Origin of the sequence: Streptomyces sp. NPDC021019 (assembly GCF_044333295.1) — a bacterium.
Classification (GTDB): domain Bacteria; phylum Actinomycetota; class Actinomycetes; order Streptomycetales; family Streptomycetaceae; genus Streptomyces.
In genome coordinates, this window is the sequence record NZ_JBIRQR010000001.1 from 413,678 (window position 1) to 440,340 (window position 26,663).

Genomic DNA, 26,663 nt, shown 5'->3' on the forward strand with positions numbered 1-26,663 from the left:
CGTACGGCTGAGCTTGTACGTCTGCGCCTGTACGGCTCGGCTACCGGGCGACGAACTGCGCCAGTATGGCCTGCACCTCGTAGATGTCGACGCCCTTGGTGAACGTCTTCTGGATCGGGGTCGCGCTGCCGGTGATCCAGATGTTCAGCTCCGCTTCGAGGTCGAACGTCCCGGCCGTCTCCACGGCGAACTGCGTGATGCTGCGGTACGGGACGGAGCGGTACTCCACCTTCTTGCCGGTGATGCCCTGCTTGTCGACGAGGATCAGTCGCCGGTCCGTGAACAGCATGGTGTCGCGGATCAGCAGGAACGCGGCGTGCACCTGCTCGCCCGGCCCGAGGAGCCGCGCGTAGTCCTGCTGTGCGGTGGCCGGGTCGATCGTGTGGGCGTTGCCGAACAGTGCCATGGGTCCCCGTCTCTACGTGATGTCGTACTGGAGTACGCGTACGGCGCGGTTCTGGTTCCCGTACGGCCTGCCGGCCTCTCCCTACAGCGCGACGGCTGTCGCCTCGGTGGCCTTCACGCTGGTCCAGACGGCGCTCCCGTCGGTGATGCCGAGCTCGGCGGCGGCCCCCGGGGTGATCTCCGCGACCAGGTCCGGGGCCTCGGCGGAGGTGATCAGGAGCCGCAGCCGGCTGCCGCCCGAGGTGATCTCGCGGACGGTGCCGGGCCAGACGTTGCGGGGGGAGCCGGTGGGCCGTTCCCGGTGTACGGAGACGGCTTCCGGCGGGATGACCGCGAGGGCGTCCGTGCCCGCCGGCAGGGGTTCGGCGACCACGAGGTGTCCGCCGCCCGCCAGGGCCAGGCCGTCGGCGGTGGCGGTCCCGGGCCAGGCGTTGCGGCCCAGCATCCGGGCCACCCACGGCGAGCGCGGGTGCCGGGTGACCTCGGTGGGCGGCTCGTCCTGGAGGACCCGGCCGTCCTCCAGCACCAGGACCCGGTCGGCCAGCGAGACCGCCTCGACCGGGTCGTGGGTGACGATCAGGCAGACCCCGCCGAAGTCCGCGAGGTGCCCGCGCAGGGTGTGCCGCACCCGGGCCCGGGTGGTCTGGTCGAGGGCGGCGAGCGGTTCGTCCAGCAGCAGGAGGCGGGGGCGGGCCGCCAGCGCGCGGGCCAGCGCGACCCGCTGGGCCTGGCCGCCGGAGAGCTGGGCGGGCTTCCGGTGGGCGAGGTGGCCCACCCCGAGCCGGTCCAGCCAGCTCTGGGCCTCGCGCCGGGCCGCGGTGCGGGGGGCGCCGTGGGCGCGGAGCCCGTATGCCGTGTTGGCCAGGGCGCTCAGGTGCGGGAAGAGCGCTCCGTCCTGGGGCACCCAGGCGACGCCCCGGCGGTGCGGGGGGAGTGCGGTGACGTCGCTGTCGCCGAGGCGCAGGGCGGCGTGAGCGCGGGGCGTGAGTCCGAGAAGGGCCCGCAGGAGCGTCGTCTTGCCCGCGCCGTTGGGGCCGACCACCGCGATGGTGGTGCCGCCCGGGACGTCCAGCGTGAGGTGGGTGAAGCCGGTGACGTCGGCGTGCAGCGGCCAGGGCTCCGGCGCGATCGTCGGCAGCGGGTCGGCGGCGGGCTCGGGGAGCGGGCCCGGGACCGTGGCCGCCGGTTCCTCCGGGCGGGCCGCCGCCCGGCTCGCGGGGTTCCGGTGGTCGCCCGGAGTCCCGGTCCACCGGCCGCGCAGCGCGATGAGCACGATCATCGCGATGGCCAGCAGCAGCAGTGACACGGAGGTGGCGGCCTCCGGCGAGTCCTGGAGCAGCAGATAGACCTGGAGCGGCAGGGTCTGCGTGGTGCCGGGGAGGTTGCCGGCGAAGGTGATGGTCGCGCCGAACTCACCGAGCGCCCGCGCCCAGGTCAGGGCGGCTCCGGCGATCAGCCCGGGGGCGACCATCGGCAGCGTCACGGTCAGGAACACCCGGACCGGCGAGGCCCCGAGCGAGGCCGCGGTCTCCTCGTACCGGGGGCGCAGCCCCCCGAGCGCGCCCTCCAGCGAGATGACCAGGAACGGCATCGCGACGAACGTCGCCGCCAGCACGGCCCCCGAGGTGTGGAAGGGGAGCGTGACGCCGAAGGTGTCCTCCAGCCAGGGGCCGAGCAGCCCGCGCCGCCCGAACGCCAGCAGGAGGGCGACGCCGCCGACCGTGGGCGGCAGGACCATCGGCAGCAGCACCAGCGAGCGGACGAACGCCTTGCCGGGGAACGGCACCCGGGCCAGCAGCCACGCCAGCGGCACCCCGAGCAGCAGGGAGAGCCCGAGCGCCCACAGGGAGACCAGCAGCGAGAGCCGCAGCGCCTCGGTGGTGGCCTCGGCGGTGAGGTGGGCGCCGAGCGCGCCCCAGGAGGTGCGGACCAGGATCCCGGCGAGCGGCAGCATCAGGAATGCCACGGCGAGCAGGGCGGGCACCGTCAGCAGCAGGGGCGCGCGGGCTCCCGCGGTGCGGTGGCCGGGACGTTTCATCGGGGACCTCGTCGGGCTCGGAGTGCGGTGCCCGGCAGGCCCGTCGGGTCGTTCGCCGCGGGCCTGCCGGTGCGTGGGCGCGGTTACGGCTGCTGGAAGCCCGCGCCCTGGAGGATCCTCTGCGCGGCGGGCGCGGAGAGCCAGGCGACGAACGCGGTGGCGGCCTCGCTGTGCTTCGACGTCTTCAGCGTGGCGGCCGGGTAGGAGGCGATGGCGTTCCGCTCGTCCGGGATGTCGATCGCGTCGACCTTGTCGGTGGCGGTCGCGGCGTCGGTTCTGTAGACGAGCCCGGCGTCGGCCTCCCCGAGCGAGACCTTGGACAGGACCGCGCGCACGTTGGGCTCCTGGGAGACCGGCTTCACCTCGATGTTCTGCGCGTCGAGGATCTGCGCGCCGTAGCGGCCCACCGGCACCTCGGGCGCGGCCAGGACGACCTTCAGTTTCGGGTCGGCGAGGTCCTCCAGGCTTCCGACCTTCTCCGGGTTGCCCTCGCCGGTGGCGATGACGAGGCGGTTCCTGGCGATGACGGTCGGCTTCCCGGTGTCCCCGGAGAGGCCGTCCATCGTCCTGGTGTCGGCGGTGACCAGCGCGTCGGCGGGAGCGCCCTGCTTGACCTGGGCGGCCAGTTCCTGGGAGCCGGCGAAGGAGAACGTCACCTTCGTGCCGGGGTTCTCCTTCTCGTACGCGGCCCCCACCGCCTTGAAGACGTCCGTCAGGGAGGAGGCGGCCAGCACGGTGAGGCCGGCCTTCGGGGCGCCCGTCGCGGCTGCCGAGCCGTTGCCCTCGCCCGCGGTCGAGCCGGAGTCGTCGCCGCAGGCGGCGAGCGGGATCAGGAGGGCGGTGGTCAGGACGGCGGCGGTCGCTCGGCGGGGGTTGGCCACACGGCGGTGGTTGGTCAGCGGGGACATGGGGGTCGGGCTCCTTGGATTCTCGACTCGGCCGGTCTCAGACGCGGTCGATGTGCACGCTGGTGGACTTCACCCGGGCGGTCGCCTGCATGCCGACCTCGAGACCCAGCTCCTCCACCGCCTCCCGGGTCAGGAGCGAGACGAGCCGGTGCGGGCCGGCCTGGATCTCGACCTGGGCCGCGACGTCGCCGAGTTTCACCGCGGTGACGATGCCCGGGAACGCGTTGCGGGCCGAGGTGTAGACGGCCTCGTCCTCGCCGCCCGCGCCCTGGCCGACCTCGATCGAGAAGGCGGCCAGCGCGCGGCCGTCGATCAGACGGCGGCCGGCCTCGTCGCGATGGGTCGCGACCCGGCCGGCGTCCGCCCAGCGGCGTGCGGTGTCGGGGCTGACCCCGAGAAGTCGTGCTGCCTGGCCGATTGTGTAGGACTGCATGTGCGCCACGCTAGGCCCTGTGGCCTGGCATTTACTATCCTCTGGACGATGTTCCGTCGCAGGTGCGCCACATGTTGGAGGAACGTACGGGTAGGGGTGCGAGGAGCGTGTACGGCGATCCCGGGTACGCGCCGAGACCCCGCCGGGCGCGCGTACGGGCCGCGCCGGTTCGCCGGTAGCGGCCCGTACGGTGGGACGGCCCGGGTCAGGTGGCCGGACTCGTCGCCGGCATCTCGCCCTCGGTGGTGGTCACGTCGACCACGGTGAACCAGGCGCCCTGCGGATCGCTGAGCGTCGCGAACCGGCCGAAGGGGCTGTCCTCCGGCCCGAACCGCAGCACCCCGCCGCGCTCGGTCGCCTTCGCCACGGCGGCGTCGCAGTCGGGCACGGCGAAGTAGACGTTCAGGTACGCGGGTACCTCCGGCGGGAAGTCGTCGCCCATCGCCATCCGGCCCAGGACCGTCTCCCCCCGGACGTCGAACAGGGAGAAGTCCATCGACTCGTCGTCGAACTTCCGCACGGTGTAGGGGAAGACCGAGGGGTAGAACGCGTCCGCCTTCCCGGGGTCCCGGGTGAAGACCTCGCCCCAGCAGTACCCGCCGGGCGCGCCCGTCTCCGTCCCGAAACCCTCGTGGCTGCCGGCCTGCCAGATGCCGAAGACAGCTCCACCGGGGTCGCGGGCCAGGGCCATCGTGCCGAAGTCGTCGACCCGCGTCGGCTCCATCAGCACCTCGCCACCGTTCGCGCGGACCCTCTCCGCGGTGGCCGCCGCGTCCGGCGACGCGAGGTACAGGCACCACGCCGAGTGGCCCTCCGCGCCCGGCATCGGCGGGACGACGGCCGCCGCGGCCTTTCCGTCCGCGTACGCCTGCGTGTAGTCGCCGAACTCCGACGCGCTCTCGCCGAACGTCCAGCCGAGTACGTCACCGTAGAAGCTCTTGGCGCCCTCGACGTCGGCGAACATGGCGTCCGCCCAGCATGGAGTGCCCTCGGGTTGTACAGCCATGGTGCCGGTCCTTCCCTGGAGTCCCTGTCGTCGGCCCCACCCGTACGGGCCCCTGCCCGCACCGGCAACGCTAGTCAGCCGGGGGCCGGTCCGCGCGGCGGGCGAACAGGGCGCAACTATGCACAAGTGCATATGCGGTAGGAGCTGCGCGAGCGCATGGCGGGGGTGCTGGGCGACACGGGGTACGTCCCGTTCGCCGTCGTCCACCGTCCGAGCGGACGCGCCGTCGGCTGGACCACGTACATGGACGTCGTGGTGCACGACGAGCGCCTGGAGATCGGCTGGACCTGGTACGGCCGGGCCCACTGGCGCTCGGCGGTGAACACCGAGACGAAGCTTTTGCTGCTGACGCACGCCTTCGAGGAGCTGGGCATGGGGCGCGTCCAGCTGAAGACCGATCACCGCAACGAGCGCTCACAGGCGGCCATCGCCCGGCTCGGGGCGCGGCGCGAAGGGGTGCTCCGGAGGCACCGGCGGCGGCCGGACGGGAGCTGGCGGGACAGCGTCTGCTTCTCGCTGCTGGCCGACGAGTGGCCGGCGGCGAGGGCGCGTCTCACCGCGCGTCTGGCCGCGGGCTGAGGACGTCGGGGCTCCCGGTCACGAGGAGCCGGTCCGGTGCCGGGCGGGCCGCTCCCGCGCGGCGTACTCCGCGCAGTCCGGGTTCTCGCAGGGACCCCCGCGCCAGACGGGGACGAAGATTCCGAGGGACTTGTGGCGGTGGATCTCGGAAGGGACGGGCTGCTTGCAGGTCGGGCACATGAAAGCGGCCCGCTGTCGGGTGTCTCGCTCTTTGTTCGCCATTTATTCACGATAGGCGGGGCGGGGGATTTTGGAAAGTCTTTCCCTTTGCGTTGCCGATGCATGGCGTCTCGCGTCGCGTGAGGGCATCGCTTTCCGTGACCCTACTTGTCCGTATCGGTGTCAGAGGCGTCGGACGCCTCCGCGGAACCCGGGCTCTTCGCCGGACGGCGCATGCTCAGGGTCACCGAAACGGCCAGAATGACGATGATCACCGCGAGGCTCACCGGCGACGGAATCTCCGGGATCGAGGTGCTGATCATCTTGTGGGAGGCCTGGAGGATGAGCTTGACCGCGATGAAGGCGAGGATGACCGCCAGGCCGTGGCTCAGGTAGTGGAACCGGTCCAGCAGCCCCGCCAGCAGGAAGTACAGGGCCCGCAGTCCCAGGATCGCGAAGGCGTTGCTGGTGTAGACGATGAAGAGGTCGTCGCTGACCGCCAGCACCGCGGGCACGCTGTCGACCGCGAAGATCAGGTCGGCCGCCTCGATCGCGGCGACCACCGCGAGCAGCGGAGTGGCGACCCGCCGCCCTTCCTCGCGGACGACGAAGTGCGTCCCGGAATAGTGGTCCTGGACCGGCATCACTTTCCGCAGCAGCCGCACCGCGAAGCTTTTGCCGGGATCGAAATTCTCCTCCTGGCCGCTGAGAATTTTGTAGCTGCTGTAGAAAAGGATCGCGGCGAAGAGGAACAGGACGAAGGTGAATCGGTTGACCACCGCGACGCCGAGGGTCAGGAACACCGCGCGGAACACCAGTGCGCCGATGACGCCGAAGAAGAGCACCCGGTGCTGATACTCCCGGGGCACCTTGAAATACGCGAAGATCAGCGCGAAGACGAAGAGGTTGTCGACCGAGAGGCTCTTCTCCAGCAGCCAGGCGGTCGTGTACTCCGTTCCGGCGGTACTCCCGAGCGTCAGGAAGACGACCGCACCGAAGATCAGCGCGAGGCTCACCCACAGCGCGCTCCACAGTCCGGCCTCCTTGAAGCCGATGACATGCGCCTTGCGGTGCGCCAGGAGGTCGACCGCCAGCGAGACGACGACGGTCACGGCGAACACGATCCAGAGCCACACCGGTACGTCCACGCCGGAGACCTCCCACTCGGGTTTTTACGAGTGTGCCCCGCCCGCCCCGTCGCCGCCCGCCGGAGAACGCCGGGTGGCGGCCGCGACCGAGGCCATCAGCTCCGCGTCGAGGAACGAGGGGTCGGCCAGCCGGGTGGCGGCCGCGTAGGAGTTCAGCAGCGCCTTGGTGACCCGCAGCGCGGCCTCCGGGCGGCGGACCACCGGCTTCGCCCAGGCGGCGACCGCGGCGTCCAGGTCGGCCTCGGGCACCACCCGCTGGAGCACCGACAGCCCGTACGCCTCGGCGGCGTCGAAGGCCCGGCCGGTGAGGATCAGCTCGCGGACCCGGGCCGCGCCGACCTCGTGGATCAGCCGGGGCAGCAGCCCGCCCCAGGCGGTCGGCAGCCCGAGCGCCAGCTCCGGCAGCCGGAAGGCGGCGGTGTCCGCGCCGACCCGCAGATCGCAGGCGAGGGCCAGCGCGAACCCCGCGCCGACCGCCTTGCCCTGCACCCGGGCGATGGTCACCGCCCGGCCGCCGGAGATCGCCTCGCAGACCCGGCGGGCCTTCTCCCCGGCGACCCGGATGCCCCGGCCGGTGGGGTCCTCCTCCAGCCACTCGGCGAACTCGGTGCGGTCCCCGCCCAGGCAGAAGTCGTCCCCCGCGCCGCTGAGCACCAGCACCCGCACCTCGGGGTCCGGGGCGGCGACGATGTCCAGCAGCTCGTCGAGCATCGCATCGGTCACCGCGTTGCCGGTGTCCGGCGCGTGCAGCTCCACGTACAGGACGGGCCCCTCGCGCCGGGTGCGTACCGTCGGCGAGCGGTCATCGGAGCGGCCGGCCGGGGTGAGGAATTCGGGGAGCGAGAGCTTCACAGGGCCACGCCCAGGGAGGTGATCCGTCTGAAGACCATCCGGGGGGCGTACTCCGGCCGCGAGACGGTGTGCAGGGTGGGGAAACGATCCAGCATCCGCGCCAGCAGCGTCCGCGCCTCCAGCTTGGCCAGCGCCGCGCCCAGGCAGTAGTGCACCCCGCCGCCGAACGTGAGGTGGCTGCCGCCGCGCAGGATGTCGAAGGCGCCCGGGTCCGGGTTCCGCCGCGGATCGTGGTTGGCCGCGCCGTACAGGACGTGGATCATGCTGTCCTTCTTGATCGGGACCCCGGCCAGCACGGTGTCCTCGGCGGCGATCCGGGTGTTGATGTGAATGGGCGGGTCGTGGCGCAGGACCTCGTCGACGGCCGCGTCGATGTGCTCCGGATACTTCCGCAGCCACGCCCACCGGCCGGGCTCGGTCAGCAGGGACGTCATCGAGGTGAGCAGCGTCGCGGTGGTCTCCAGCGAGGCGATGGTGACGAACATCGTGAGCCGGTAGAGGATCTCGTCCGCCCGTTCCCGGTCCGGCTCCATCGCGTCCCAGGTGTGGATCCAGCCGGTCAGCACGTCGTGGCGGGGCTCCGCCCGGCGCCGGGCCACCAGGCCGGTGAAGTAGGCCCGCAGCCGCATGGTCGCCTCCTCCGAGACGGCGAGCTGCGACTTGGTGGGGAGCAGTTCCTGGGCGAACACCTGGTTGTGGGTGATCTCCAGGATGTCCGGGTAGTCCTCGGGCGGGATGCCCAGCCAGGAGCCGACGGTGCTGATCGGCAGCTGCTCGCTGACCGTGGAGACGAAGTCCGCCTCACCCCAGCGGAGCTTCTCCGCCAGCTCGTCCAGCAGCCGGTCGGCGTCGCGCTCGACGTCGGGGGTGAGGCGTTCGATGGTGGAGCGGTCGAAGAGGTTGCCCAGGGAGCGGCGCTGGCAGGTGTGCTCGGGGGCGTTGAGCCGGGCGAGCGTGGTGGTCATCTCCCGGGTCGCTATCGCGTCCCACTGCTTGGAGTCGTCCTGCCGCTGCTGCCAGGCGAGATCCGGGGCGAGCCAGTTGCGGCCCCGGAGCACCTGGCTGCAGGCGTCGAAGCCGGTGACGAAATACCCGTTCCACGGAGCGCGGACGACGTCACCCATCGCCCGGAGCTCCGCGAGTATTCCGTACGGCTCGGCCTGTCCTTCCGGGGAATTGAGTCTGCGGAGCAGACCGATGACCGCGCGCCGTCCGTCGGGCGTCCTGGTTGTACCGCCAGTGATGCTCACGCAGAGTTCCTCGACCTAGGCTCGTGGTTACCGCACTGAACCTACCCCTCCGGATATCGGCGCCAAGCATCGTTCTTTGTTGCCCCCGTCACATGCAATCGTCACTAAATGCCCGTTGTCATATGCGAATTGTCGGCCGGTGAGTCATACGCGGAACACGTCGAGGAACGAACTCCACCAGCCCTTCTGCTTCTTGGCCGGCTCCTGGGCGTGACGTGGCGTCACGGACGGCGCGGAGGGGCTGTTCCGGAACGGGTCGGGCAGCTGGGCCGAGGTCGGGGCCGGGGGCTGCGCCCCGCTCCCCGCATGTCGCGCGGCCGTCGGGGTGAACCGTACGGGCAGCGCGACGAGGGCCCGGTGGAACGGGCCGGGCCGCCAGGCCACACCCGAGGCGGGCACGGCCAGCGCGAGGTCCGGGACGGTGTTGAGGATCTTCTCGATGGCGGTCAGCGCGATCAGCGTCGCGGGCGACTTGGCCGGGCACACGTGCGGGCCCGCGCCCCAGGCCAGGTGGGCGCCCTTGCTCAGGGTCTGGCGGGCGTCGGTGAGCCCCGGGTCGCTGTTCGCGGCGGCGAAGCTGATCAGTACGGGGGTCTCCGCCTTGAGTACGATCCCGTCCAGCTCGATGTCCCGCACCGGGTAGTGCGTCGCGTAGTTGGCGATCGGCGGGTTGTTCCACAGGACGTCGTCCAGCGCGTCCTCGACGAGCATGCCCGAGCCGCGCCGCTCGGGCATGCCCGGCTGGTCGCCCGCGAGCATCAGCAGCAGCGCGTTGCCGATCAGGTTGCGCTCCGGCTCCACGCCCGCGCCCATCAGCATCACCAGCTGGTCCTTCAGCTCCTCGTCCCGCAGCCCCGCCGGGTGCTGGATCAGCCAGGAGGTGATGTCCTCGCCGGGCTGGCGGCGCTTGATCGCGACCAGCTCCATCAGGCACTCGGTCAGCTCGGCGTTGGCGCGGAGCACGTCCTCGCCGTCGAAGATGGCGGACATCGAGCGGGTCAGCCGGTCGCCGATGTCGCCGGGGCAGCCGAAGAGCTGGTTGAACAGCAGCAGCGGCAGGAGCTTGGCGTACTCGTTGAGCAGATCGGCGGTGCCGCGCTCGATGAACTGGTCGATCAGGTAGTCGGCGATCCGCTCGACGTCCCGGCTCAGCCTGGAGCTGTTGAGCCGCGACAGCGACTCGGTGACCGCCTTGCGCAGCCGCAGGTGCTCCGCGCCGTCGGTGAACAGGCAGTTGGGCCGGTACACCATCATCGGCAGGACGGGGCTGTCCATGGGGACGGCGCCCTCGCGCAGCGCGGCCCAGCGCCGCGAGTCCCGGGCGAAGAGCGCCGGGTTCTGGAGCACCCGCAGCGCCGCCTCGTGCTGCACGATCAGCGTGGCCTCCACCCCGGGGGCCAGCTCGATGGGCGCGGCGGGGCCGTGGGCCCGGGACGCGTCGTAGAAGCGGTGCGGATCGGCGGCGAACTCCGGTCCGTACAGCGACGTCTGCTGCTGGTGCATGGGGCACCCGGCGGGCGCGCTGTACGGGGTGGCTCCCGGCTGCGGGTCCATGTCGGCTTCCTCGGTGTGATCGCGGGGCCCGGTAGGCCCCGGCTCGGGATACGTCTGGGGGTGGGTCAGGCCGCGTGCGCGAGAAGGTGGCGGACCAGGGTGATCAGGGCCTGTGCGGAGGAGTTCTGGTCCCGGGCGTCGCAGAAGACGACCGGGGTGTCCGGCAGCAGGTCGAGCGCCTCGCGCAGTTCGTTCTCGGCGTGCTGCGAGTACGGGTCGAAGCTGTTGACGGCGACCGCGTACTCCAGCCCGTACGTCTCGATCAGGTCGATCACGGGGAAGGTGTCGGCGAGCCGCGCCGGGTCGACCAGGAGCAGCGCGCCCAGCGAGCCGCGCGCCATGTCCTCCCACAGCTCCACGAACCGCTGCTGGCCCGGCGTGCCGAACAGGTACAGCACCAGTTCGTCGCTGAGCGTGAGGCGCCCGAAGTCCAGGGCGACCGTCGTCGTCTTCTTGTCGGGGGCGCCGCGCAGATCGTCGACCTGGGCCGCGGCCTGCGTCATCCGCTCCTCGGTGCGCAGCGGCGTGATCTCGGACAGTGTGCCGATCAGCGTCGTCTTGCCCACGGCGAAGTGCCCGACGACGAGGATCTTCGCCGCGCGCCGCACCGCGTCCGGCACATAGATGCTCTCAGCCGAACCGGACTTGGAGTCCATGCAACACCTCTTCGAGGATCTTCCTGTCAACGAGCTGGGCAGGCGGCGGCGCCTTCCGGCGCAGCAGATGTCCCTGCTGGTTTAAATCCTGGAGCAGGAGACGGGCCACCCCGACCGGCAGGCCGAGGTGGCCGGCGACCTCGGCCACCGACAGATAACCGCCGGAGCACAGCTCCCAGATCGCCTTGACCTCGGGGCTCGGGCTCGGCGGCGGCTGGCGGTCGGGTGCGAGGGTGACCAGGGTGACCAGGGAGAGGTCGTCCGCGTCGGGCAGTCCCCGTCCGCCGGTGATGACGTAGGACCGGACGAACCCGCTGCTGACCTGCTGCTCCTCGCCCGGCGCCGTCATATCTCGCTGCTCGCGTTCTGGCGGGGCGGCGTGGTCATCGCCTTCCCCAGTGCGGTGACCTGCTGCTGCATCCGGAAGGACATCGCCTCCATGTCCACGTCGGCGGCGGCGGTGGCGGCCAGGTAGGCGCCGGTGCCGGCGGCGATCAGGAAGATCCAGCCGTCCTCGTACTCCAGGAGCGTCTGCCGCCAGCGGCCCGGCTCCCGGGTTCCGATGAAGGGGGCGACGGCCCGGCTGAGGGACTGCATGGAGCTCATCGCCGCGGCGACGGTCTCCGCGTCGTCCCGGCCGATCTCGCTGGAGTTGGCGAGCAGCAGGCCGTCGGCGGACACCAGGATCGCGTGCCGGGCGCCGGGTACCTGGAGCAGGTCGTTGAGCACCCAGGACAGATCGGGGTTCACTGGAACTCGGGTCCTTCCGTCATCGTCGTGTCGCGTCCGGACCGGGTGCCGCGCTGGAACGCGCCGAGTCGGGAGGCGGTCTCCTCGTTGCTGCGCACGGGCTCCGGTTCCGCCGATGGCACCGCGGAGACCGGGCTCTTACGACGACGCTTCGGCAGACCCCCGGCGGTGGTGGTGATCTGGGCCAGCGGCTGGGTGGCGGTGTCGGGCTGCTGCGGGGCGGGCGGGAAGAGCGGGGTGGGCGCCGGAGCCGGGGCCTGCCACTGGTCGGCCTGCCGCACCCGCTGCTGCTCCTGCGGCGCGTGGGGAAGGGCCGCCGCTTCGGGTGCCTCGACGGGCGCCACGGTGGGCGGCGCCTCGGTGGTGAGCAGTTCGTCGGGGATGAGGACCACCGCGCGTACGCCTCCATAGGGGGAAACGGAGTCCACCGAGACCCGGAAGCCGTAGCGGGCGGCGAGCATCCCGGAGACGGCGAACCCGAACTGCGGCGGGATGCCCAGACTGGAGACGCTGATCGCGGCCTGAGGGGAGAGGAGTGCCGCCGCGCGGTCCTTCTCCTCCTGGCCCATGCCGAGGCCGGCGTCGTCGACGATGAGGCAGACGCCCGTCGGCACGGCCTGGATGTTGATCTCGACCGGGGTGCCGGGGGCGGAGTAGTTCGTGGCGTTGGCGAGCAGCTCGGCGAGGACCACGGCGACCGGCTCGACGGCGCGGCTGACGACGGAGAAGTTCACCTGGCCGTTGACCCGGACCCGGTCGAAGTGCCGGATACGGCCCTGGGCGCTGCGGGCCACGTCGAAGACGGAGGCCACGGTCTCGCGCCGGCCGAGCCAGCCGCCGCAGAGCACGGCGATGCCCTGGGCGCGCCGGCCGAACTGGCTGTTGGCGTGGTCCATGGCCATCAGGTCGGCGAGGATCCCGGGGTCGTCGCCGTACTTGCGCTGGGCCTTCTCGATCACGACCTGCTGTTCGTCCGCGAGCCCCTGGAGGGTGCGGACGGCGGCCTTGAGGACGGCCTTGGTCTCCTCCTCGGCGTCCTTGCGGACCTCCGCCAGCTCGGTGGACTGACGCTGGAGCAGACCGTTGTGGACGACGTGCAGTTCGTCCCGTTGGTGCAGGAGCGCGTCGCGTTCCTGGCGCAGCTCCGCATGGTGTCTGCGGAGCTTGACGTTGGTCGCGCGAGCCCGCAGAACGGCACCCACGGCGACCAGTGCTACGACAACCAGCGCCCAGATGACGGGGCCCTGTGGAAATGTCATGAGACTCACTTCAAGTGCCATGGCGGAAACGGCTTGACACCCCGTCATGCGGCACGCAGTCGCAGCTCGTTCGCCAGGACCGTGCGCCGCTTCGGGAGGTGCCCCTCCGAAGGTGGGGCCGAGGATTTCATCCCTCCCGGAATGCCCCCACACGCCATCAGCCCACTGGAAGTAAGATGATCTTAGCATCGGCCGCGCGGTGAAATGTCAAGGCCGCCACGCCAGTTGCCAGTCGACTCACAACGTTCACATTGCGGAGATGCGGAGGACGGCACCCGGTCGCCGCTCGCGGGAGGTCGGTCAGCCCGGTGAGCCCGGTGAGCCCGTTGAGGCCCGGGTCTCCAGAGACCACGCGTGGCGGCGGACGGTGTCGGGGGCCGCGCGGCCCGCGAGGATGTCGCAGAGCAGGTCGGCGCAGGCGCGCCCGTACGCGGCGGGGCGCAGGTCGACCGCGGTGACCGGCGGTTCGGCGCCCCGGGTCGCGGGGCCGTCCACACAGGAGGCGACGAGGAGGGCGACGCCCGCACGCGGGTCCGCCTCCCCGGCCCTGCCGGCCTCCCGGCCGAGCGCCGCCGCCGCGCGCAGGACGCCCGGGGCGGAGCCGTCGGGGGCGCAGATCACGGCGTCCACGGCGGGGTCGGCGGCGAGCAGTGCCCGGGTGGCCGCCTCGGCCTCGGCCGGGGTCGAGGCGAAGGGCACGGTGCGCAGGGTCACCGTCACCCCGTGGGCCCGCCCCCATGATCCGGCCGTCGTGCGCAGGGCGGTCGCCCAGGCGGAGGAGCCGGACGGGGCGAGGAGCGCGGGGCGGCGGGCGCCGCGCTCGGTGACATGGTCGAGGAGGGCGGTCAGCGAGGCGGCGTTGTCGCAGACCACGGCGCCGCTGGGGCCGGTGGCCGGGCCGAGGTAGCGCTCGCCGGTCACCACCGGGACGCCCGCGTCGAGCAGCCCCGGCACCGCGCTGTCGCCGGCCTCGGGGTCGATCACCAGCAGGCCGTCGACGCGTGAGGCGATCCGCCCGCCCGTCGCCCCCGAGGGGGCGAGCAGCACCATGTCGAGCCCGTCCTCCTGGGCGCGCTCGACCGCCCCGAAGGCGAGGTTCATGTAGTAGTCCAGCCGGGTCGCGGTCGCCGGCAGGTGCAGTCCGACGGCTCCGGTGCTGGCGCGGCGCAGATGCCGGGCGGCGCTGTTGGGGCGGTAGCCGAGCGCCTCCGCGACCGTGCGGACCCGGTCCCGGGTGGCTTCCGCGACCCGTCCCGAACCCTGGAGCGCGTCGGAGACGGTGCTCTTGGAGACCCCGGCGGCGCGGGCGACATCGAGCAGGGTCACGGTCCGGGAGGTCACGGGGGTGAAGTCTAGACGGTCGCCGACGGGCCGGCGAGGGGTTGCCGGAACGTTCCGGCAAGGTTAGGTTCTGTCGCGTGCCGGAACGTTCCGGCACGCGTCCTGCCTCATACGTCCTGCCTCATACGTCCTGCCTCGTACGACCTCCCTCGTGTCCGTTCTCCTCGTGCCCGCCCCGGCGACTGCCCCCTCCCTCGCCCCTCCTCCCTCCCCAGGAACCCGCCATGCGTCTGATCACCGCGTACGACCCGCCCGCGTCCCCGACCAGGACCCGCCCCGCCGAGCGCGCCCCCCTGCGCGTGGCGGCGGTCCAGCAGCGCTGGCACCGCGACCCGGCCGAGCACCGGGCCGCCCTGCTGGAAGGCGTCCGGCTCGCCGCGGCCGAGGGCGCCCGCGTGGTCTGCCTCCAGGAGCTGACGCTGTCGCCGTACTTCGCCGTCGTGCGCCGGGCCGGCCATCCCGAGCCCGCCGGACCGGAGGAGCTGCTGACCGGCCCCACCTTCACGTTCGCGGCCGAGGCCGCCCGCGAGCACGGCGTGTACGTGCACGCGTCGCTGTACGAGAAGGCCCCGGCGCCCGGCGGCGAGGACGACGGCCTCGGCTACAACACCGCGATCCTCGTCGCCCCCGACGGCACCCTCGCCCAGCGGACCCGCAAGACCCACATCCCGGTCACCGAGGGGTATTACGAGGACGACTGGTTCCGCCCCGGCCCGGCGGGCGACGACGCCTTCCCGCTGGTCACGGTCGACGAGGCCCGTTTCGGCCTGCCGACCTGCTGGGACCAGTGGTTCCCGGAGCTGGCGCGCGCCTACTCGCTCGCCGGGGCCGACGTCCTCGTCTACCCCACCGCCATCGGCTCCGAGCCGGGCTTCCCCGGATTCGACTCCCAGCCGCTCTGGCAGAAGGTGATCACCGGGAACGCCATCGCCAACGCCACCTTCATGATCGTGCCGAACCGTATCGGCGCCGAGAACGGCCTCACCTTCTACGGCAGTTCCTTCGTCGTGGACCCGTACGGCCGCGTCCTGGCCCAGGCCCCCCGCGACGAGCCCGCCGTGCTGGTCGCCGATCTGGATCTGGACGCCCGCCGCGACTGGCTGGAGCTGTTCCCCTTCCTGACCACCCGCCGCCCGGACGCGTACGGTCCGCTCACCGAGACCCGCTGAGCCCAGCAGCGGCATCGGCTGCGGCAGCGGCAGCGGCGGTCGGCGTCGGCTCGACTCCGGCACTCCGCCCCGCCCGGCGCACCGATACCTACCCGATACAGAGCCGTGCGGTGCTCGAAGCGCGCCCCTGACCAGCCGGAAGCGCTGTTCCCGGAGGCTGTCGGCGTACCGGGATCCCCGGTGTACGCGAACGTCAGGAGACCAGTGCCGTGCTGAGCCCACCGGAGGCCGCAGCGTCTGCCACTGACGCGACACCCGCCAGTGACGCGCAGCCTGCCTCCGGGCCGGCTCCCGTCGGGGCGGCTCCCACCGAGCCCGCTACCCCGTGAGTGCCGACCGCCGCTCCGGCCGGTGGCTCGGCGCCGCGGCGGTCGTCTGGGCCGCGGCGACGGCGCTGCACGCGTGGATCCCGAACGTGGGCGTCAACGCGGGCAGTCTCTTCCAGACGCTGCTGCCCTGGACGGGCCTCGGCGTGCCGGTCCTGCTCGGGTTCGCCGCCGTACGCCGGTCCCGTACCGCCGCCGTGGCGGTGCTCGCGCCCGCCGTCGTCTGGGGCACGCTCTTCGGCGGCGCGCTCACCGACAAGCGCTCGGGCGGCGGCGGCCTGACGGTGGTCAGTCACAACGTGAACGAGGGGAACACCGACCCGGCCGGCACCGCGCGCGCACTCGTCGGGGCGGGCGCGGACGTCCTGGCGCTCGAAGAGCTGTCCGACGCGTCGGCGACCGTCTACTCGCGCGAACTGGCCGTCGCCTATCCGCACCACGCGGTGATCGGCGGGGTCGGCATCTGGAGCAGGTACCCGCTGGCGGACGTGCGGGCGGTGCCGATCATGCCGTGGACCCGCGCGCTGCGCGCCACGGCCCGGACCCCGGACGGGCCCGTCGCCGTGTACGCGGTCCATCTGGCGTCGGTACGGGTCTCGGCGGCCGGTTTCACGACGGGCCGGCGCAACGAGGCGGCCCGCGAGCTGGCCGCCGCGCTCCGGGCGGAGCCCGCGACCCGGGTCGTGGTGCTGGGCGACTTCAACGGGACTCACCAGGACGGGGCGCTGGCCCCGGTGACCTCGCAGCTGCGTTCCGCGCAACGGGAGGCGGGCGACGGCCTCGGGTTCACCTGGCCCGCCGCGTTCCCGGTGGTCCGCATCGACGACGTGCTGGTGCGGGGGATGACCCCGCGCGCCGCCTGGACCCTGCCCGCCACCGGCAGCGACCACCTTCCGGTGGCGGCCACGCTGGGCCGGTGACGCACCCGCGCCACCTGGCCGCCCCGGGTGGGCCGGTGACCTCCCTGCGGCGGCCCGGGTGACCCGGTCCCCCGCCCTCCCCCGACTACGATGCGAGCGACCGATGACCTCGAACGCCCAGGTAGGCAGCGTGTCCGAAGCTCGGGGCCCGGACCCCGTCAGCGTGCTCGTGGTCGAGGACGACACCACTATCCGCCGCGCCGTCCAACTGGCCCTGGAGCGCTACGGCTACCGGGTCGACGTGGCCGCGGACGGGCTCAGCGGCCTGGAGGCCTTCCGGGCGGGCGCGTACGACCTGCTGATCCTCGATGTGATGCTGCCCGAGCTGGACGGCATCGGCCTCTGCCACCGGATCCGCGAGGAGAGCCCCGTCCCGGTCCTGATGATGTCCGCGCGCGGTGACGCCCTCGACGTGGTCGCCGGCCTGGAGGCGGGGGCCGACGACTACGTGATCAAGCCCGTCGACACCGCCGTCATGGTCGCCCGGATCCGCGCCCTGCTGCGCCGCGCCACCTTCCGCCCGGAGACGGAGGGCCCCGCGGCGGGGAGGCCCGGCCGGGCCGACCACATCCTCGTCTTCGGGGACCTCAGCGTGGACACCCTCGGCATGGAGGTGCGCCGGGCCGGCGAGACGGTGTCGCTGACGCCGACCGAGCTCCGTCTGCTGCTGGAGTTCGCCGCCGCGCCCGGCTCGGTGCTCGACCGCCGCCGGCTGCTGCGCGAGGTGTGGGACTACGGCTGGGAGGGCGACACCCGGGTCGTCGACCTGTGCGTACTGCGGCTGCGCAAGAAGATCGGCGGCGAGCGGATCGAGACCGTCCGCGGCTTCGGCTACAAGCTCGTCCGCGGCTGAGCGGCCGGCGGACGCCGTGGACTTCCTCAACCCCCGCGCCCTGCGCTGGAAGATCGCCGCCCTGGCCGCCGCCGCGTGCTGCGCGGTCGCGGCCGTCGTCGGCTTCCTGGTGCACGACGCGACCCGGGAGCGCGGGCTGCGCGTCGGCCACGACCGGACCCTCACCCGGCTGATCGCGGCCGAGCGTGAGTACGACCGTACGGGGAAGGCCCCGGCCGACATCGACGTACGGACCAGGGCCGAGCTGCCCGAACCGCTGGCGCGCGATCTCGCCGAACGCCGTCCGGAAACCGACGGCGGATACGCCACCTGGTACGACGCCGATCCGCCCAACTGGTACTGGATGTGGGGCGCCGTGGCCGTCGGCGAGGACCGGGTCCTCGTCGTCCGGGACGACATGAGCACCGAGGTCCGCAGCCTCCAGCTGCTGGACCGCAGCATCGTGAAATCCGTCCTCGTCGCCCTCGTCTTCGTCGTCCCGCTCGCCGCCCTCGCCACCGAGCCGATCAACCGGCGGCTGCGCCACGGAGCCCGTACCGCCCGCCGTATCGCCGACGGCGACCTGGACGCCCGCATCGGCCACGACGGGCGGGCCCGCGACGAGATCACCGAGATGTCGGCGGCCGTCGACGAGATGGCCGGCGCCCTCCAGCGCAAGCTGGAGACCGAGCGCCGCTTCACCGCCGACGTCGCGCACGAGCTGCGCACCCCGCTCATGGGTCTGGTCACCGCCGCCGGGCTGCTGCCCGACGGCGAGGAGGCGACCGGTCTCGTACGGGACCGGCTGCGGGCCCTGAACGCGCTGGTCGAGGACCTGTTGGAGATCTCCCGTCTCGACGCGGGCGCCGAGCGGGCCCGCCTCGACCCGGTGCCGCTGGACGAGCTGGTCGCCGACGTGGTGCGGCGTACGGGCACGGACACCCGGGTCGACGTCAAGGCCGCCGAGGTCGTGGAGACGGACCCGCGCCGGGTCGAGCGGATCGTGGTCAACCTCGTCACCAACGCCCACCGGCACGGCGCGGGCCCCGTCGCGGTGACCGTGACCGGGGCGCGGATCGCCGTACGCGACCACGGGCCCGGCTTCCCGCCCGGCCTGCTGGAGCGGGGTCCGCAGCGCTTCCGCACCGGCGCGAGCGAACGCGGCCGGGGGCACGGTCTCGGCCTGACGGTCGCCCAGGGCCAGTCCGAGGTCCTCGGAGCCCGGCTGACCTTCGCGAACGCCCCGGGCGGCGGAGCGCTCGCCACCCTCGACCTGGCCCCGCGTGCGGCCTGATACGGAACCGATACGCACTCTCGCGGGGGCGGAAACGGTGCTGTACGGGTGCGGAAGAACGACTGCTCGAAGGTGACGGAAGTACGGGAAACCGCACCTGTCACCTGGAGGAGCCCATGCCCGGCACTCTCACCGTTCCCGCCCTCGACCCCACCCCTGACCCCGCCGCCGGGAGCGACTTCCGAGGCCGCGTCCGATCCGGCTTCGGCTTCCGGCGCCGCCGCTCGGTTCTCGTATCGCTGACCGCCGCCGTGGTGCTCGTCGCCGGTACGGGCGGGTGGTACGCGGTCGGCGGCGGCAGGTCCACGGTCGGGCCGGCCCCCGCCGGGGGCCCGGAGGAGGAGGTGGCGCCGCTCGCCAGGTCGATGCACCTGCCTTGGCCGCGCGAGGGCCAGGCGAGCGTGGCGGTCGAGGGGATCGGCAGCCTCGGCACCCGGGGCGAGCAGAAGCCGGTCCCGATCGCCAGCGTCGCCAAGGTCATGACGGCCTACGTGATCCTGAAGGACCACCCGATGCGGGCCGACGCCCCCGGCGCGACCGTGGTCGCCGACCGGCGAGCGGCCGACGAGTCGTACTCCTCCGTCGAGACGACCGCCCCCGTGCTCGCCGGGCGGGAGTACACCCAACGGCGGCTGCTGGAACTGATGATGGTGCCGTCCGGCAACAACGTGGCTCGCTTGCTGGCCCGTTGGGACGCGGGCGATGAGAAGGCGTTCGTCGCGAAGATGAACCGGGCCGCCGCCGGGCTCGGCATGCGCGCCACCACGTACACCGGGGTGAGCGGCATGGAGGCGAGCACGAGGAGTACGGCGGCGGACCAACTGAGGCTGGCCCGCGCCGCCATGAAGGAGCCGGCCTTCCGGCAGGTCGTGGCGACCGCCTCCGTCACCGCACCGGGCGTCGGGGTGACGTTCCGCAACACCAACAAGCTGCTCGGGCGCGACGGGGTCATCGGCCTGAAGACCGGCTCCTCCACCCCGGCGGGCGGCAACCTCGTCTGGGCCACCACGCAGGAGGTCGCCGGAGTCTCCCGCCTGGTCCTCGGGGTTGTGCTGCACCAGCGCGCCGGCACCACCCCCGCCGAGGGCAGCGCCGCCGCCCACGAGGCCAGCCGCGCCCTGATCACCGCGATCCGCGCGAACCTCCCGGCGGCGGCGAACAGAGCATAGGCGCCGGGGCGAGGCCTCGCGGGTCAGCGCAGGGTCGTCAGCATCTCCGCGGTGAACGGGGTGATGTCCGAGGCGCGTCCGTGCAGGGTCTTCGCCGCCCACTCGGGGTCGGCGATCAGCGCCCTGCCGACGGCGACCATGTCGAACTCGTCGCGCTCCATCCGGTCCAGCAGCTGCTCGATGCCGGTGACCTCGGAGTCGTTGCCCTGGAAGGCGCTGAAGAAGTCGTCGTCCAGTCCGACCGAGCCGACGGTGAGGGTCGGCCTGCCGCTGATCTTCTTCACCCATCCGGCCAGGTTCAGGTCGGAGCCCTCGAACTCCGGCAGCCAGTAGCGGCGGGTGGACGCGTGGAAGACGTCGACACCGGCCTCGGCCAGCGGCATGAGCAGGTCGTCCAGTTCCTGAGGATTCCGGGCGAGCTTCGCGTCGTAGGCGTCCGACTTCCACTGGGACATCCGGAAGAAGAGGGGGAAGGCGTCGGAGACGGCGGCGCGGCAGGCCGCCACGATCTCGGCCGCGAAACGGGTCCGGGAGACCAGGTCGCCGCCGTAGGCGTCGGTACGCCGGTTGCTTCCGGACCACAGGAACTGGTCGATCAAGTAGCCGTGGGCGCCGTGCAGTTCGACGCCGTCGAAGCCGAGGCGCTCGGCGGCGGCCGCCGCGTCGGCGAAGGCCGCGACGACGTCGTCGAGGTCCTGCTGCGTCATGGCGCGCCCCTTGGGCTCGCCGCTCAGGGACAGGCCCGAGGGGCCGACCGGCTCGGCGTCCGGTACGGGCCCGGCGCCTTCGGCGCGGGTGACGCCCACGTGCCACAGCTGCGGGATGATCGCGCCGTCCGCGCGGTGCACGGAGTCCGCCACCTCGCGCCAGCCCGCGAGCGCCGCCTCGCCGTGGAAGCGCGGTACCCGGTCGCTGGTGCCCGCGGACGCGTGGTCGACGTAGGTGCCCTCGGTGATGATCAGCCCGACGTCGCCGGCGGCCCGCCGGGTGTAGTAGTCCACGACGTCCTGGCCCGGCACGCCGTCCGGGGAGAACTGCCGGGTCATGGGCGCCATCGCGATCCGGTTCCGGCTGGTGAGCCCGCGGACGGTGAACGGGCGGGAGAGGGTGTACGCCGCGCGGGCTGCCGTGCCTGTCACGCCGGTCGTCATGCCGGTCGTCATACCGGTGGTCCCGTCGGTGGTCACGCCGGTCGTCCCGTCGGGCGCCGCGTCGGTCGGAGCGTGGGCCGCCACGTTGGTCGGAGCGTGTGCCGTCACGTCTGTCACGTCGGTTTCCTGTCGATAGCCGGGGGTGTCCACCCGGCGCCAACACGCTCCGACCGCGTGGGCATCCCGGCACCGGCCCCGACCCGGGTAAAGTCTGGGCAAAGAACGGAGTCAGCCTCCGGTGGTCGGGTGGCCGTCGGCGCGGCGGGGCGCGGCGCAGCGCAGCGGGACTGTGACCCGAGCCACTCCCGATCGCCGCTGAATTCACCGTCCGCCGCCGGTCACATCCCCGACACCTCCCGGACGGGGAGGGCATGACAGACGGGACACCCCATGACCGACGCCGTGAAGGGCCCTGCCAGTTACTTCCCCTCGATCGAGAAGAAGTACGGCCGCCCGGTCTCCGAGTGGAAGGCCCTCATCCGCGCCTCGCCGCTGACCAGGCACATGGAACTGGTCGCCTGGCTCAAGTCCGACCACGGACTGGGCCACGGACACGCGAACGCCCTGGTCGCGGACACCCTTGCCGAGGGCAGCCACCCCAAGGGCAGCCACCCCGAGGGCGGCGCCCGCTGACCCGGTCTCCCGACGGCCCTCGTTTGTCGCCGGCTCCCTGCGGCTATGTCCGCGATCGGTAACCGAGGCATCCCACCGGGGCGTTCGCCCGTCTGGACGGGTGCACGGCATCGGTGGAGACAGCACAAAGGGGCGGGCGGACATGGGCAAGCACAAGGGAAGGGCCTGGCACAGCCGGCTCCTCGCGGCGGCACTCGGCGTGACGGCGCTGGCCGCCGCCACCTCGGTGTGGACCGCGCAGGCCGACACCGCCGGGGGGCGGCCGTCGGGAAGTGCCGCCTCGCCGGACGAGCGGGACCGGCCCGCGGCCGAGGTGGCGGCGGACATCGCGCACGCCTCGGACCGCGGGGAGCGGGGCGTCAACATCACCATCGACGACGGACCGGACCCGGTCTGGACGCCACAGGTGCTGCGCCTGCTGAAGGACGAAGGCGTGAAGGCCACGTTCTGCATGGTGGGCACCCAGGCCCGGGCGTACCCGGACCTGGTCAGGCAGGTCGTGGCGGACGGCCACCGGCTGTGCAACCACACCGTCTCGCACGACACCACCATGGACACCAAGCCCGAGGCCTACCAGTCGCAGCAGATCCTGGACGCCGAACGCATGATCATCAAGGCGTCCGGAGGCGTCCGGTCGCAGTACTACCGGGCCCCGGGCGGCGCCTTCACCCCGTACAGCCGGCAGCTCGCCGCGTCCCACGGGATGCGACCGCTGGGCTGGAACGTCGACACCAAGGACTTCGCGCACCCCGGTGCGGACACCATGGTCGCCACCGTCAAGCGCGAGATCTCCAACGGCCCGACCGTCCTCTTCCACGACGCGGGCGGGGAACGCTCCCAGACGCTGGCCGCTCTGCGCGAGGTCCTGCCCTGGCTGGGGGAGCAGGGCTACTCCTTCGGATTCCCCGTGCGTTGACCGAGGCCCGCTCGCCCCGCCCCGTCGAAGCCGTTGAGCGTCGACGACCGGGGCCTCAGCTGGCCCAGACGACCGGACTGTCGCTGTACGTGTCACCCTCGTCGAACTGAGCGGCCGTGACCGGTGCGCCCTTCGTCGCGGTGAGCGAGCAGGTCTCGTACGAGGCGCCCTTGGTGGTGAACTCGCGGGGCGCGCTCTCCCTGTCGCACTTGCCGGGGATGTCGCCGATCAGCACGATGCCCGTGCCCGTACCCCCTTCGAGCACACCGTCCAACTTCAGCGACGCGTACGACAGGTCGGTGCCGCCGACGTTCTCCACCTTCATCTTGATGAAGTAGGGCGTCATCCCCTTCGCCTTGTCACCGAAGGCGGCCATATCGGCCTCGGCGCCCTTCTCGATCGCCGTGACGGTCACGGCGATGGTGCCCTTCTTGTCGCTCGTGTACGCGAACGGCAGGACGGCCCTGTCGCCGACCTTGAGCTCGGTGCCCGGGGCGGCGACGTCCCCCTCGCCCCCGGCCGGAGCGTCGCCGTCGCCGCTGTCGGCGGTGGGGCTCTCGCTGCCCGCCTCGCCGTCCGGCTCGGACGGGGCCGGGGCCGACGCCGCCGGCGACTCCTTCGCCGCGGGCTCCCCGTCTTCGTCGCTGCAGGCCGTAAGCCCGAGCCCCAGGGCGACCACAGCGGCCGCGGACACGATACGTCGCTTGTGCACTGCTACTACCTCACTGATCACAAGAAGTGTTCCGTCGTTGGCGCGCAGGGTGCCACAGCACGGAATACGGCTGGTACACGCCCGGGACGACGCCGGAAGGACTACGTGCCGCGCCGTGCGGTGCCGTCCGGCGAGGCTCAGCGGATCCTGTCCCGCACGACGGCCGCCTCGTCGGCCAGGTGCCGCGCGGTGGTGGCGTCACCCGCCGCGTCCCGCAGCCCGGCGAGCTTCTCCAGTACGCCCGCGAGCAGGTACGGGTAGTCGATGCCGCGGGCCACCTCGACCGCGTGTTCCCCCCGGCCGATCGCGGCCGGCAGCTCACGCGGACCGTACAGGCGGGCATCGAGCAGGTCGACGAGGACACGGGTTTCGAACATGGGGTCGTGGAGTGCGTGCGCGATCTCGACGCCTTCGAGGAGACGGCGGCGCGCCTCGGCGTGCTCGCCCCGGGCCAGGTGGAGACAGCCCCAGGCGTGGGCGGTGTAGAACATGCCGGACGACCCGATGTTCCGGGAGCACTCGGCCAGTTCGGTGAACGACCTCTCGGCCTCCGCGGGCCGGCCGAGTGCGAGCTGTGCCTGGCCGAGCCAGTAGGTGTCCCGCGCGATCAGGGTCCGGATGCCCTGCTTCCGCGCGCCGTCGATGATCTCCGTGAGGACCGCCGCCGCGCGCTCCGGCCGGCCCGCCTGCAGATGAGCGAGGCCGACCTGGGAGTACGCGTGCAGGGCCGCGGCCGGCTGTCCGCCCGCGTCGAGCCGTACGAAGGCCTCGCGGCCGGCGGTGATCGCCTCGGTCAGCCGGCCGTTGGGCACGAGGAAGAACGGCGCGTTGCTCAGCGCCTCCAGATAGCCCCGCTGGTCCCCGATCCGCTCGAACAGCTCCATGGCCTCGGTGTTGGACTCCTCGGCCGGACCGTAGCGGCGCCGGGTGTAGAGCAGTCCGGCCATGGAGATGAGCAGTCTGGCCCGGCCCCGCAGATTGCCCGCGGCCCTGGCCAGGCCCATCGCCGTCTCGTAGCACTCCTGCCAGTCGTCGAAGTACCGCTCCGTCTCGAACAGCGCGTGCCCGCCCACGGCCAGTTCCCAGCAGAGCTCGTCCCTGCCCAGCTCGGCGGCCTGCCGCACCCCGGCCACCAGGGGCACCCGTTCCGCGTCCAGCAACCGCATCGGCGGCACGGAGGGCGGCAGGCCGGCCTCCACCACCGCCGGCTGCCACCGGACGGCGTCCCGCTGGAACATGTTCTGTCCCATGTGGTCGCGGTCAGCGATGTCCGTGAAGGCCAGGAGCGCGCCGAGGACGCGGACGACGGCCCCGTCCCGGGCCTCCACCGGCTCCTCCGCCTCCGCGCGTTCCCGGGCGTACGCGCGGATCAGGTCGTGGAACCGTAACGCGCCTGGCCGTTCGGCGTTCCGGTGACGTCGAGGAGGTGTACGTCGACCAGCTCGTCGAGGAGCTCCTGGGCCGCCCGCAGCCCGGTGTCGAGCGCGGCGGCCGCCGCCCAGAGCGGGAAATCGGGCGCCTCCAGCAACCCGAGAAGCCGGAACAGCCGCCGTGCCCCGGGCCGGATCCCCTCGTAGCTCAGCCCGAAACTGGCCCGCACCTCAAGATCGCGGTAGCGCAGGGCGTCCAGCCGGTGCTGTTCGTCCGCCAGCCGCGCCACGAGGTCCGCGGGGCGCCAGTGCGGCCGGGACACCAGGAGCGCTCCGGCGATGCGCAGTGCCAGCGGCAGCCGCGCGCACAGCCGTACCAGGTCGGACAGCTCCGCCGGGGCGGCCGAGGCCAGCCGTCCGCCCGTGCCGCGCAGCATGGCCAGGCTGTCGGCCTCGGACATCTCGCGGAGCTCGACCCGGTGCGCGCCCCCCAGCCCGGCCAGCCGCACCCGGCCGGTGGCGATCACGCCGCAGGTGCCGCTCGTCGGCAGCAGGGGAGCCAACTGCTCCTCGTCGAAAGCGTCGTCGAGCACGACCAGGACCCGACGCTCCGCCAGCATGCCCCGATAGAGGTCCGTGCGTTCCTCCGGATCGTCGGGCACCGCCGTGGCGGGCACTCCCAGGGCCCGCAGGAAGCGGCCGAGCACTGTGGCGGGGGAGACCCGCTGCGTACGTGCGCCGTCCAGCGCCGCGAACAGCTGACCATCGGGGTACGCGGACCTCAGCCGGTGCGAGGCCTGCACCGCGAGGGCGGTCTTGCCGACCCCGCCGGGGCCCGAGATCGTCACCGTGGCGGCCGGTTCGTCCGCGGCGCGGTGCTCACGGAGCCGGGCATCGATCTCCGCCAACTCCGCCCGCTGACCGCTGAAGTCGCCGAGCGCCGGAGGCAGCATCCGCGCCCCGGTGACGATGCGCCGGTCCGGTTCCTGGCTCGGTTCCTGGCCCGGTTCCTGGTTCTGTTCCCCATCCGGCCCCCCGCCCGGCCCCCCGCCCGTTTCCTCGCCCTGCTTCCCGCCCGGAACCGGCCGGTCCAGTGCGGGGTCCTCGCTGAGGATGGCCCGGTGCAGATCGCGCAACCTGTGGCCGGGCTCCAGGCCGGTCTCCTCGGCCAAAACCTCACGGACCTGGAGGTAGGCCTGCAGCGCGTCAGCCCGCCGGCCGCAGCGGTACAGCGCGAGCATGAGCTGCGCCCACATCCGCTCGCGGAACGGGTGCTCCATCGTCAGGGCTGTCAGCTCGCCGAGAAGCTCGCCGTGCCGGCCGAGCCGCAGATCGACGTCGATCCGCTCCTCGGCCACCCCGAGCCGGAGTTCATCGAGGCGCGTGGCCTCCGGGCCCAGCGCCGGCAGGTCGGCGACCCCGGCGAACGCGGGGCCCCGCCAGAGCCCCAGGGCCTCCGCGAAGAGCCGCCGCGACCGCTCGCGTTCACCTGCCGCGAGCGCCGTCCGGGCCGCGACCGCCAGGTCCTCGAAGCGTGCCGCGTCCACCTCGGCACGGTCGGCCCGCAGTACGTAGCCCCCGCCCTCGCGGGCGATGCGTCCCGGGTCGCCCAGGCGGTGCCGGAGCCGGTGGACGTAGGTCTGCACGTTCTTGGCGGCGCTCTTCGGCTGTTCCTCGCCCCAGACCGCTTCGACCAGCGCGTCGTCGGAGACCGGCCGGCCCGGTCGGCTCATCAGGACCGCCAGGAGGATTTGCCCTTTCGGCGTGCCCAGTTCCAGGGGTACGCCGGCCCGCCACACGGTCAGCGGACCCAGTACTCCGAAGTCCACAGCT

26 protein-coding genes and 1 pseudogene are annotated in these 26,663 nt (G+C 72.7%); 8 read left to right on the plus strand and 19 right to left on the minus strand.

Annotated features, from left to right (window positions below):
• Positions 1-40 precede the first annotated feature (40 nt).
• The 5 genes from ACH4RG_RS01860 to ACH4RG_RS01880 form a co-directional block, all read right to left on the minus strand.
• A complete protein-coding gene (locus ACH4RG_RS01860; protein ID WP_397918509.1) occupies positions 41-406 on the minus strand; it encodes a PH domain-containing protein in 366 nt (121 codons plus the stop codon).
• Positions 407-487: 81 nt separating this feature from the next.
• Positions 488-2,443, minus strand: coding sequence for an ABC transporter permease (locus ACH4RG_RS01865; protein WP_397918508.1), 1,956 nt, complete (start codon positions 2,441-2,443; stop codon positions 488-490).
• Positions 2,444-2,526: 83 nt separating this feature from the next.
• The gene (modA, locus tag ACH4RG_RS01870) at positions 2,527-3,351 is read right to left on the minus strand and encodes a molybdate ABC transporter substrate-binding protein (RefSeq protein WP_397918507.1); all 825 of its coding nucleotides are present in this window, start codon (positions 3,349-3,351) and stop codon (positions 2,527-2,529) included.
• A gap of 37 nt (positions 3,352-3,388) precedes the next feature.
• Positions 3,389-3,784 carry a molybdopterin-binding protein gene (locus ACH4RG_RS01875; RefSeq protein ID WP_003967638.1) on the minus strand — a complete coding sequence of 132 codons (396 nt, stop codon included), beginning with the start codon at positions 3,782-3,784 and terminating at the stop codon, positions 3,389-3,391.
• 205 nt (positions 3,785-3,989) lie between these two features.
• On the minus strand, positions 3,990-4,790 hold the full coding sequence (locus ACH4RG_RS01880) for a VOC family protein (RefSeq protein WP_397930611.1): 801 nt from the start codon (positions 4,788-4,790) through the stop codon (positions 3,990-3,992).
• Between the two features lie 174 nt (positions 4,791-4,964).
• Between ACH4RG_RS01880 and ACH4RG_RS01885 the strand changes: the two are divergent.
• Positions 4,965-5,369: pseudogene (locus ACH4RG_RS01885) on the plus strand (GNAT family N-acetyltransferase); the annotation flags it as partial.
• Positions 5,370-5,387: 18 nt separating this feature from the next.
• Here the strand turns inward: ACH4RG_RS01885 and ACH4RG_RS01890 are convergent.
• The 10 genes from ACH4RG_RS01890 to ACH4RG_RS01935 all read right to left on the minus strand — a co-directional run bounded on the left by ACH4RG_RS01890 (position 5,388) and on the right by ACH4RG_RS01935 (position 14,338).
• Positions 5,388-5,591: a hypothetical protein gene (locus ACH4RG_RS01890; protein WP_397918505.1), complete on the minus strand. Its 204-nt coding sequence runs from the start codon at positions 5,589-5,591 to the stop codon at positions 5,388-5,390.
• Between the two features lie 101 nt (positions 5,592-5,692).
• Positions 5,693-6,676, minus strand: coding sequence for a TerC family protein (locus ACH4RG_RS01895; protein ID WP_397918504.1), 984 nt, complete (start codon positions 6,674-6,676; stop codon positions 5,693-5,695).
• A gap of 24 nt (positions 6,677-6,700) precedes the next feature.
• Positions 6,701-7,528: an enoyl-CoA hydratase/isomerase family protein gene (locus ACH4RG_RS01900; protein ID WP_397918503.1), complete on the minus strand. Its 828-nt coding sequence runs from the start codon at positions 7,526-7,528 to the stop codon at positions 6,701-6,703.
• Complete coding sequence (locus ACH4RG_RS01905; RefSeq protein ID WP_397919272.1) at positions 7,525-8,652, minus strand: cytochrome P450; 1,128 nt, start codon at positions 8,650-8,652, stop codon at positions 7,525-7,527. The genes ACH4RG_RS01900 and ACH4RG_RS01905 overlap by 4 nt, the downstream gene beginning before the upstream one ends.
• Before the next feature lie 270 nt (positions 8,653-8,922).
• Positions 8,923-10,332, minus strand: a complete 1,410-nt coding sequence (locus tag ACH4RG_RS01910; RefSeq protein WP_397918502.1) for a cytochrome P450 — start codon at positions 10,330-10,332, stop codon at positions 8,923-8,925.
• Between the two features lie 65 nt (positions 10,333-10,397).
• Positions 10,398-10,988 (minus strand): GTP-binding protein, encoded by a 591-nt coding sequence (locus ACH4RG_RS01915; RefSeq protein WP_398538957.1) that lies wholly within the window; start codon positions 10,986-10,988, stop codon positions 10,398-10,400.
• Complete coding sequence (locus ACH4RG_RS01920; protein WP_397918500.1) at positions 10,963-11,337, minus strand: DUF742 domain-containing protein; 375 nt, start codon at positions 11,335-11,337, stop codon at positions 10,963-10,965. Before ACH4RG_RS01920 ends, ACH4RG_RS01915 begins: the two co-directional genes overlap by 26 nt.
• Positions 11,334-11,738, minus strand: a complete 405-nt coding sequence (locus tag ACH4RG_RS01925; RefSeq protein ID WP_007452160.1) for a roadblock/LC7 domain-containing protein — start codon at positions 11,736-11,738, stop codon at positions 11,334-11,336. Before ACH4RG_RS01925 ends, ACH4RG_RS01920 begins: the two co-directional genes overlap by 4 nt.
• Positions 11,735-12,997, minus strand: a complete 1,263-nt coding sequence (locus ACH4RG_RS01930) for an ATP-binding protein (protein ID WP_397918499.1) — start codon at positions 12,995-12,997, stop codon at positions 11,735-11,737. The genes ACH4RG_RS01925 and ACH4RG_RS01930 overlap by 4 nt, the downstream gene beginning before the upstream one ends.
• Before the next feature lie 300 nt (positions 12,998-13,297).
• Entirely contained in the window at positions 13,298-14,338 is a 1,041-nt protein-coding gene (locus tag ACH4RG_RS01935) for a LacI family DNA-binding transcriptional regulator (RefSeq protein WP_397930608.1), read from the minus strand.
• Positions 14,339-14,562: 224 nt separating this feature from the next.
• Here ACH4RG_RS01935 and ACH4RG_RS01940 point away from each other — a divergent pair, with 224 nt between their 5' ends.
• From ACH4RG_RS01940 to ACH4RG_RS01960, 5 genes are all read left to right on the plus strand, one after another.
• The gene (locus ACH4RG_RS01940) at positions 14,563-15,507 is read left to right on the plus strand and encodes a carbon-nitrogen hydrolase (protein ID WP_397918497.1); all 945 of its coding nucleotides are present in this window, start codon (positions 14,563-14,565) and stop codon (positions 15,505-15,507) included.
• A 325-nt stretch (positions 15,508-15,832) separates the two neighbouring features.
• Positions 15,833-16,753, plus strand: a complete 921-nt coding sequence (locus tag ACH4RG_RS01945) for an endonuclease/exonuclease/phosphatase family protein (RefSeq protein WP_398538958.1) — start codon at positions 15,833-15,835, stop codon at positions 16,751-16,753.
• Between the two features lie 103 nt (positions 16,754-16,856).
• Complete coding sequence (cseB, locus tag ACH4RG_RS01950; protein WP_398538959.1) at positions 16,857-17,606, plus strand: two-component system response regulator CseB; 750 nt, start codon at positions 16,857-16,859, stop codon at positions 17,604-17,606.
• A gap of 16 nt (positions 17,607-17,622) precedes the next feature.
• On the plus strand, positions 17,623-18,879 hold the full coding sequence (locus ACH4RG_RS01955; protein ID WP_397930603.1) for an ATP-binding protein: 1,257 nt from the start codon (positions 17,623-17,625) through the stop codon (positions 18,877-18,879).
• 251 nt (positions 18,880-19,130) lie between these two features.
• Positions 19,131-20,048: a D-alanyl-D-alanine carboxypeptidase family protein gene (locus ACH4RG_RS01960; RefSeq protein ID WP_398539378.1), complete on the plus strand. Its 918-nt coding sequence runs from the start codon at positions 19,131-19,133 to the stop codon at positions 20,046-20,048.
• A gap of 23 nt (positions 20,049-20,071) precedes the next feature.
• Here the strand turns inward: ACH4RG_RS01960 and ACH4RG_RS01965 are convergent, their stop codons facing one another.
• On the minus strand, positions 20,072-21,199 hold the full coding sequence (locus ACH4RG_RS01965; protein WP_398539379.1) for an NADH:flavin oxidoreductase: 1,128 nt from the start codon (positions 21,197-21,199) through the stop codon (positions 20,072-20,074).
• Positions 21,200-21,589: 390 nt separating this feature from the next.
• Here ACH4RG_RS01965 and ACH4RG_RS01970 point away from each other — a divergent pair, with 390 nt between their 5' ends.
• Positions 21,590-21,832 carry a DUF4287 domain-containing protein gene (locus ACH4RG_RS01970; protein ID WP_398161985.1) on the plus strand — a complete coding sequence of 81 codons (243 nt, stop codon included), beginning with the start codon at positions 21,590-21,592 and terminating at the stop codon, positions 21,830-21,832.
• A 142-nt stretch (positions 21,833-21,974) separates the two neighbouring features.
• Positions 21,975-22,748, plus strand: a complete 774-nt coding sequence (locus ACH4RG_RS01975) for a polysaccharide deacetylase family protein (protein ID WP_398538960.1) — start codon at positions 21,975-21,977, stop codon at positions 22,746-22,748.
• 55 nt (positions 22,749-22,803) lie between these two features.
• On the opposite strand, the gene ACH4RG_RS01980 is transcribed toward ACH4RG_RS01975, so the two are convergent.
• From ACH4RG_RS01980 to ACH4RG_RS01990, 3 genes are all read right to left on the minus strand, one after another.
• Entirely contained in the window at positions 22,804-23,460 is a 657-nt protein-coding gene (locus ACH4RG_RS01980) for a hypothetical protein (RefSeq protein ID WP_397918491.1), read from the minus strand.
• Between the two features lie 137 nt (positions 23,461-23,597).
• Positions 23,598-24,788 carry a hypothetical protein gene (locus ACH4RG_RS01985; RefSeq protein ID WP_398538961.1) on the minus strand — a complete coding sequence of 397 codons (1,191 nt, stop codon included), beginning with the start codon at positions 24,786-24,788 and terminating at the stop codon, positions 23,598-23,600.
• A 41-nt stretch (positions 24,789-24,829) separates the two neighbouring features.
• Positions 24,830-26,659: a BTAD domain-containing putative transcriptional regulator gene (locus tag ACH4RG_RS01990; protein WP_398538962.1), complete on the minus strand. Its 1,830-nt coding sequence runs from the start codon at positions 26,657-26,659 to the stop codon at positions 24,830-24,832.
• Between the last annotated feature and the right edge of the window lie 4 nt (positions 26,660-26,663).

What these genes read in the sequence shown, in the direction of transcription:
- ACH4RG_RS01875 (WP_003967638.1), bottom strand. Translation starts at nt 3,784, where the DNA reads ATGCAGTCCTACACAATCGGCCAGGCAGCACGACTTCTCGGGGTCAGC.
- ACH4RG_RS01930 (WP_397918499.1), bottom strand. Translation starts at nt 12,997, where the DNA reads ATGACATTTCCACAGGGCCCCGTCATCTGGGCGCTGGTTGTCGTAGCA.
- ACH4RG_RS01975 (WP_398538960.1), top strand. Translation starts at nt 21,975, where the DNA reads ATGGGCAAGCACAAGGGAAGGGCCTGGCACAGCCGGCTCCTCGCGGCG.
- ACH4RG_RS01965 (WP_398539379.1), bottom strand. Translation starts at nt 21,199, where the DNA reads ATGACGACCGGCGTGACAGGCACGGCAGCCCGCGCGGCGTACACCCTC.
- ACH4RG_RS01865 (WP_397918508.1), bottom strand. Translation starts at nt 2,443, where the DNA reads ATGAAACGTCCCGGCCACCGCACCGCGGGAGCCCGCGCGCCCCTGCTG.
- ACH4RG_RS01940 (WP_397918497.1), top strand. Translation starts at nt 14,563, where the DNA reads ATGCGTCTGATCACCGCGTACGACCCGCCCGCGTCCCCGACCAGGACC.
- ACH4RG_RS01910 (WP_397918502.1), bottom strand. Translation starts at nt 10,332, where the DNA reads ATGGACCCGCAGCCGGGAGCCACCCCGTACAGCGCGCCCGCCGGGTGC.
- ACH4RG_RS01860 (WP_397918509.1), bottom strand. Translation starts at nt 406, where the DNA reads ATGGCACTGTTCGGCAACGCCCACACGATCGACCCGGCCACCGCACAG.
- ACH4RG_RS01920 (WP_397918500.1), bottom strand. Translation starts at nt 11,337, where the DNA reads ATGACGGCGCCGGGCGAGGAGCAGCAGGTCAGCAGCGGGTTCGTCCGG.
- ACH4RG_RS01915 (WP_398538957.1), bottom strand. Translation starts at nt 10,988, where the DNA reads ATGGACTCCAAGTCCGGTTCGGCTGAGAGCATCTATGTGCCGGACGCG.
- ACH4RG_RS01970 (WP_398161985.1), top strand. Translation starts at nt 21,590, where the DNA reads ATGACCGACGCCGTGAAGGGCCCTGCCAGTTACTTCCCCTCGATCGAG.
- cseB (WP_398538959.1), top strand. Translation starts at nt 16,857, where the DNA reads ATGACCTCGAACGCCCAGGTAGGCAGCGTGTCCGAAGCTCGGGGCCCG.
- ACH4RG_RS01880 (WP_397930611.1), bottom strand. Translation starts at nt 4,790, where the DNA reads ATGGCTGTACAACCCGAGGGCACTCCATGCTGGGCGGACGCCATGTTC.
- modA (WP_397918507.1), bottom strand. Translation starts at nt 3,351, where the DNA reads ATGTCCCCGCTGACCAACCACCGCCGTGTGGCCAACCCCCGCCGAGCG.
- ACH4RG_RS01890 (WP_397918505.1), bottom strand. Translation starts at nt 5,591, where the DNA reads ATGGCGAACAAAGAGCGAGACACCCGACAGCGGGCCGCTTTCATGTGC.
- ACH4RG_RS01905 (WP_397919272.1), bottom strand. Translation starts at nt 8,652, where the DNA reads ATGGGTGACGTCGTCCGCGCTCCGTGGAACGGGTATTTCGTCACCGGC.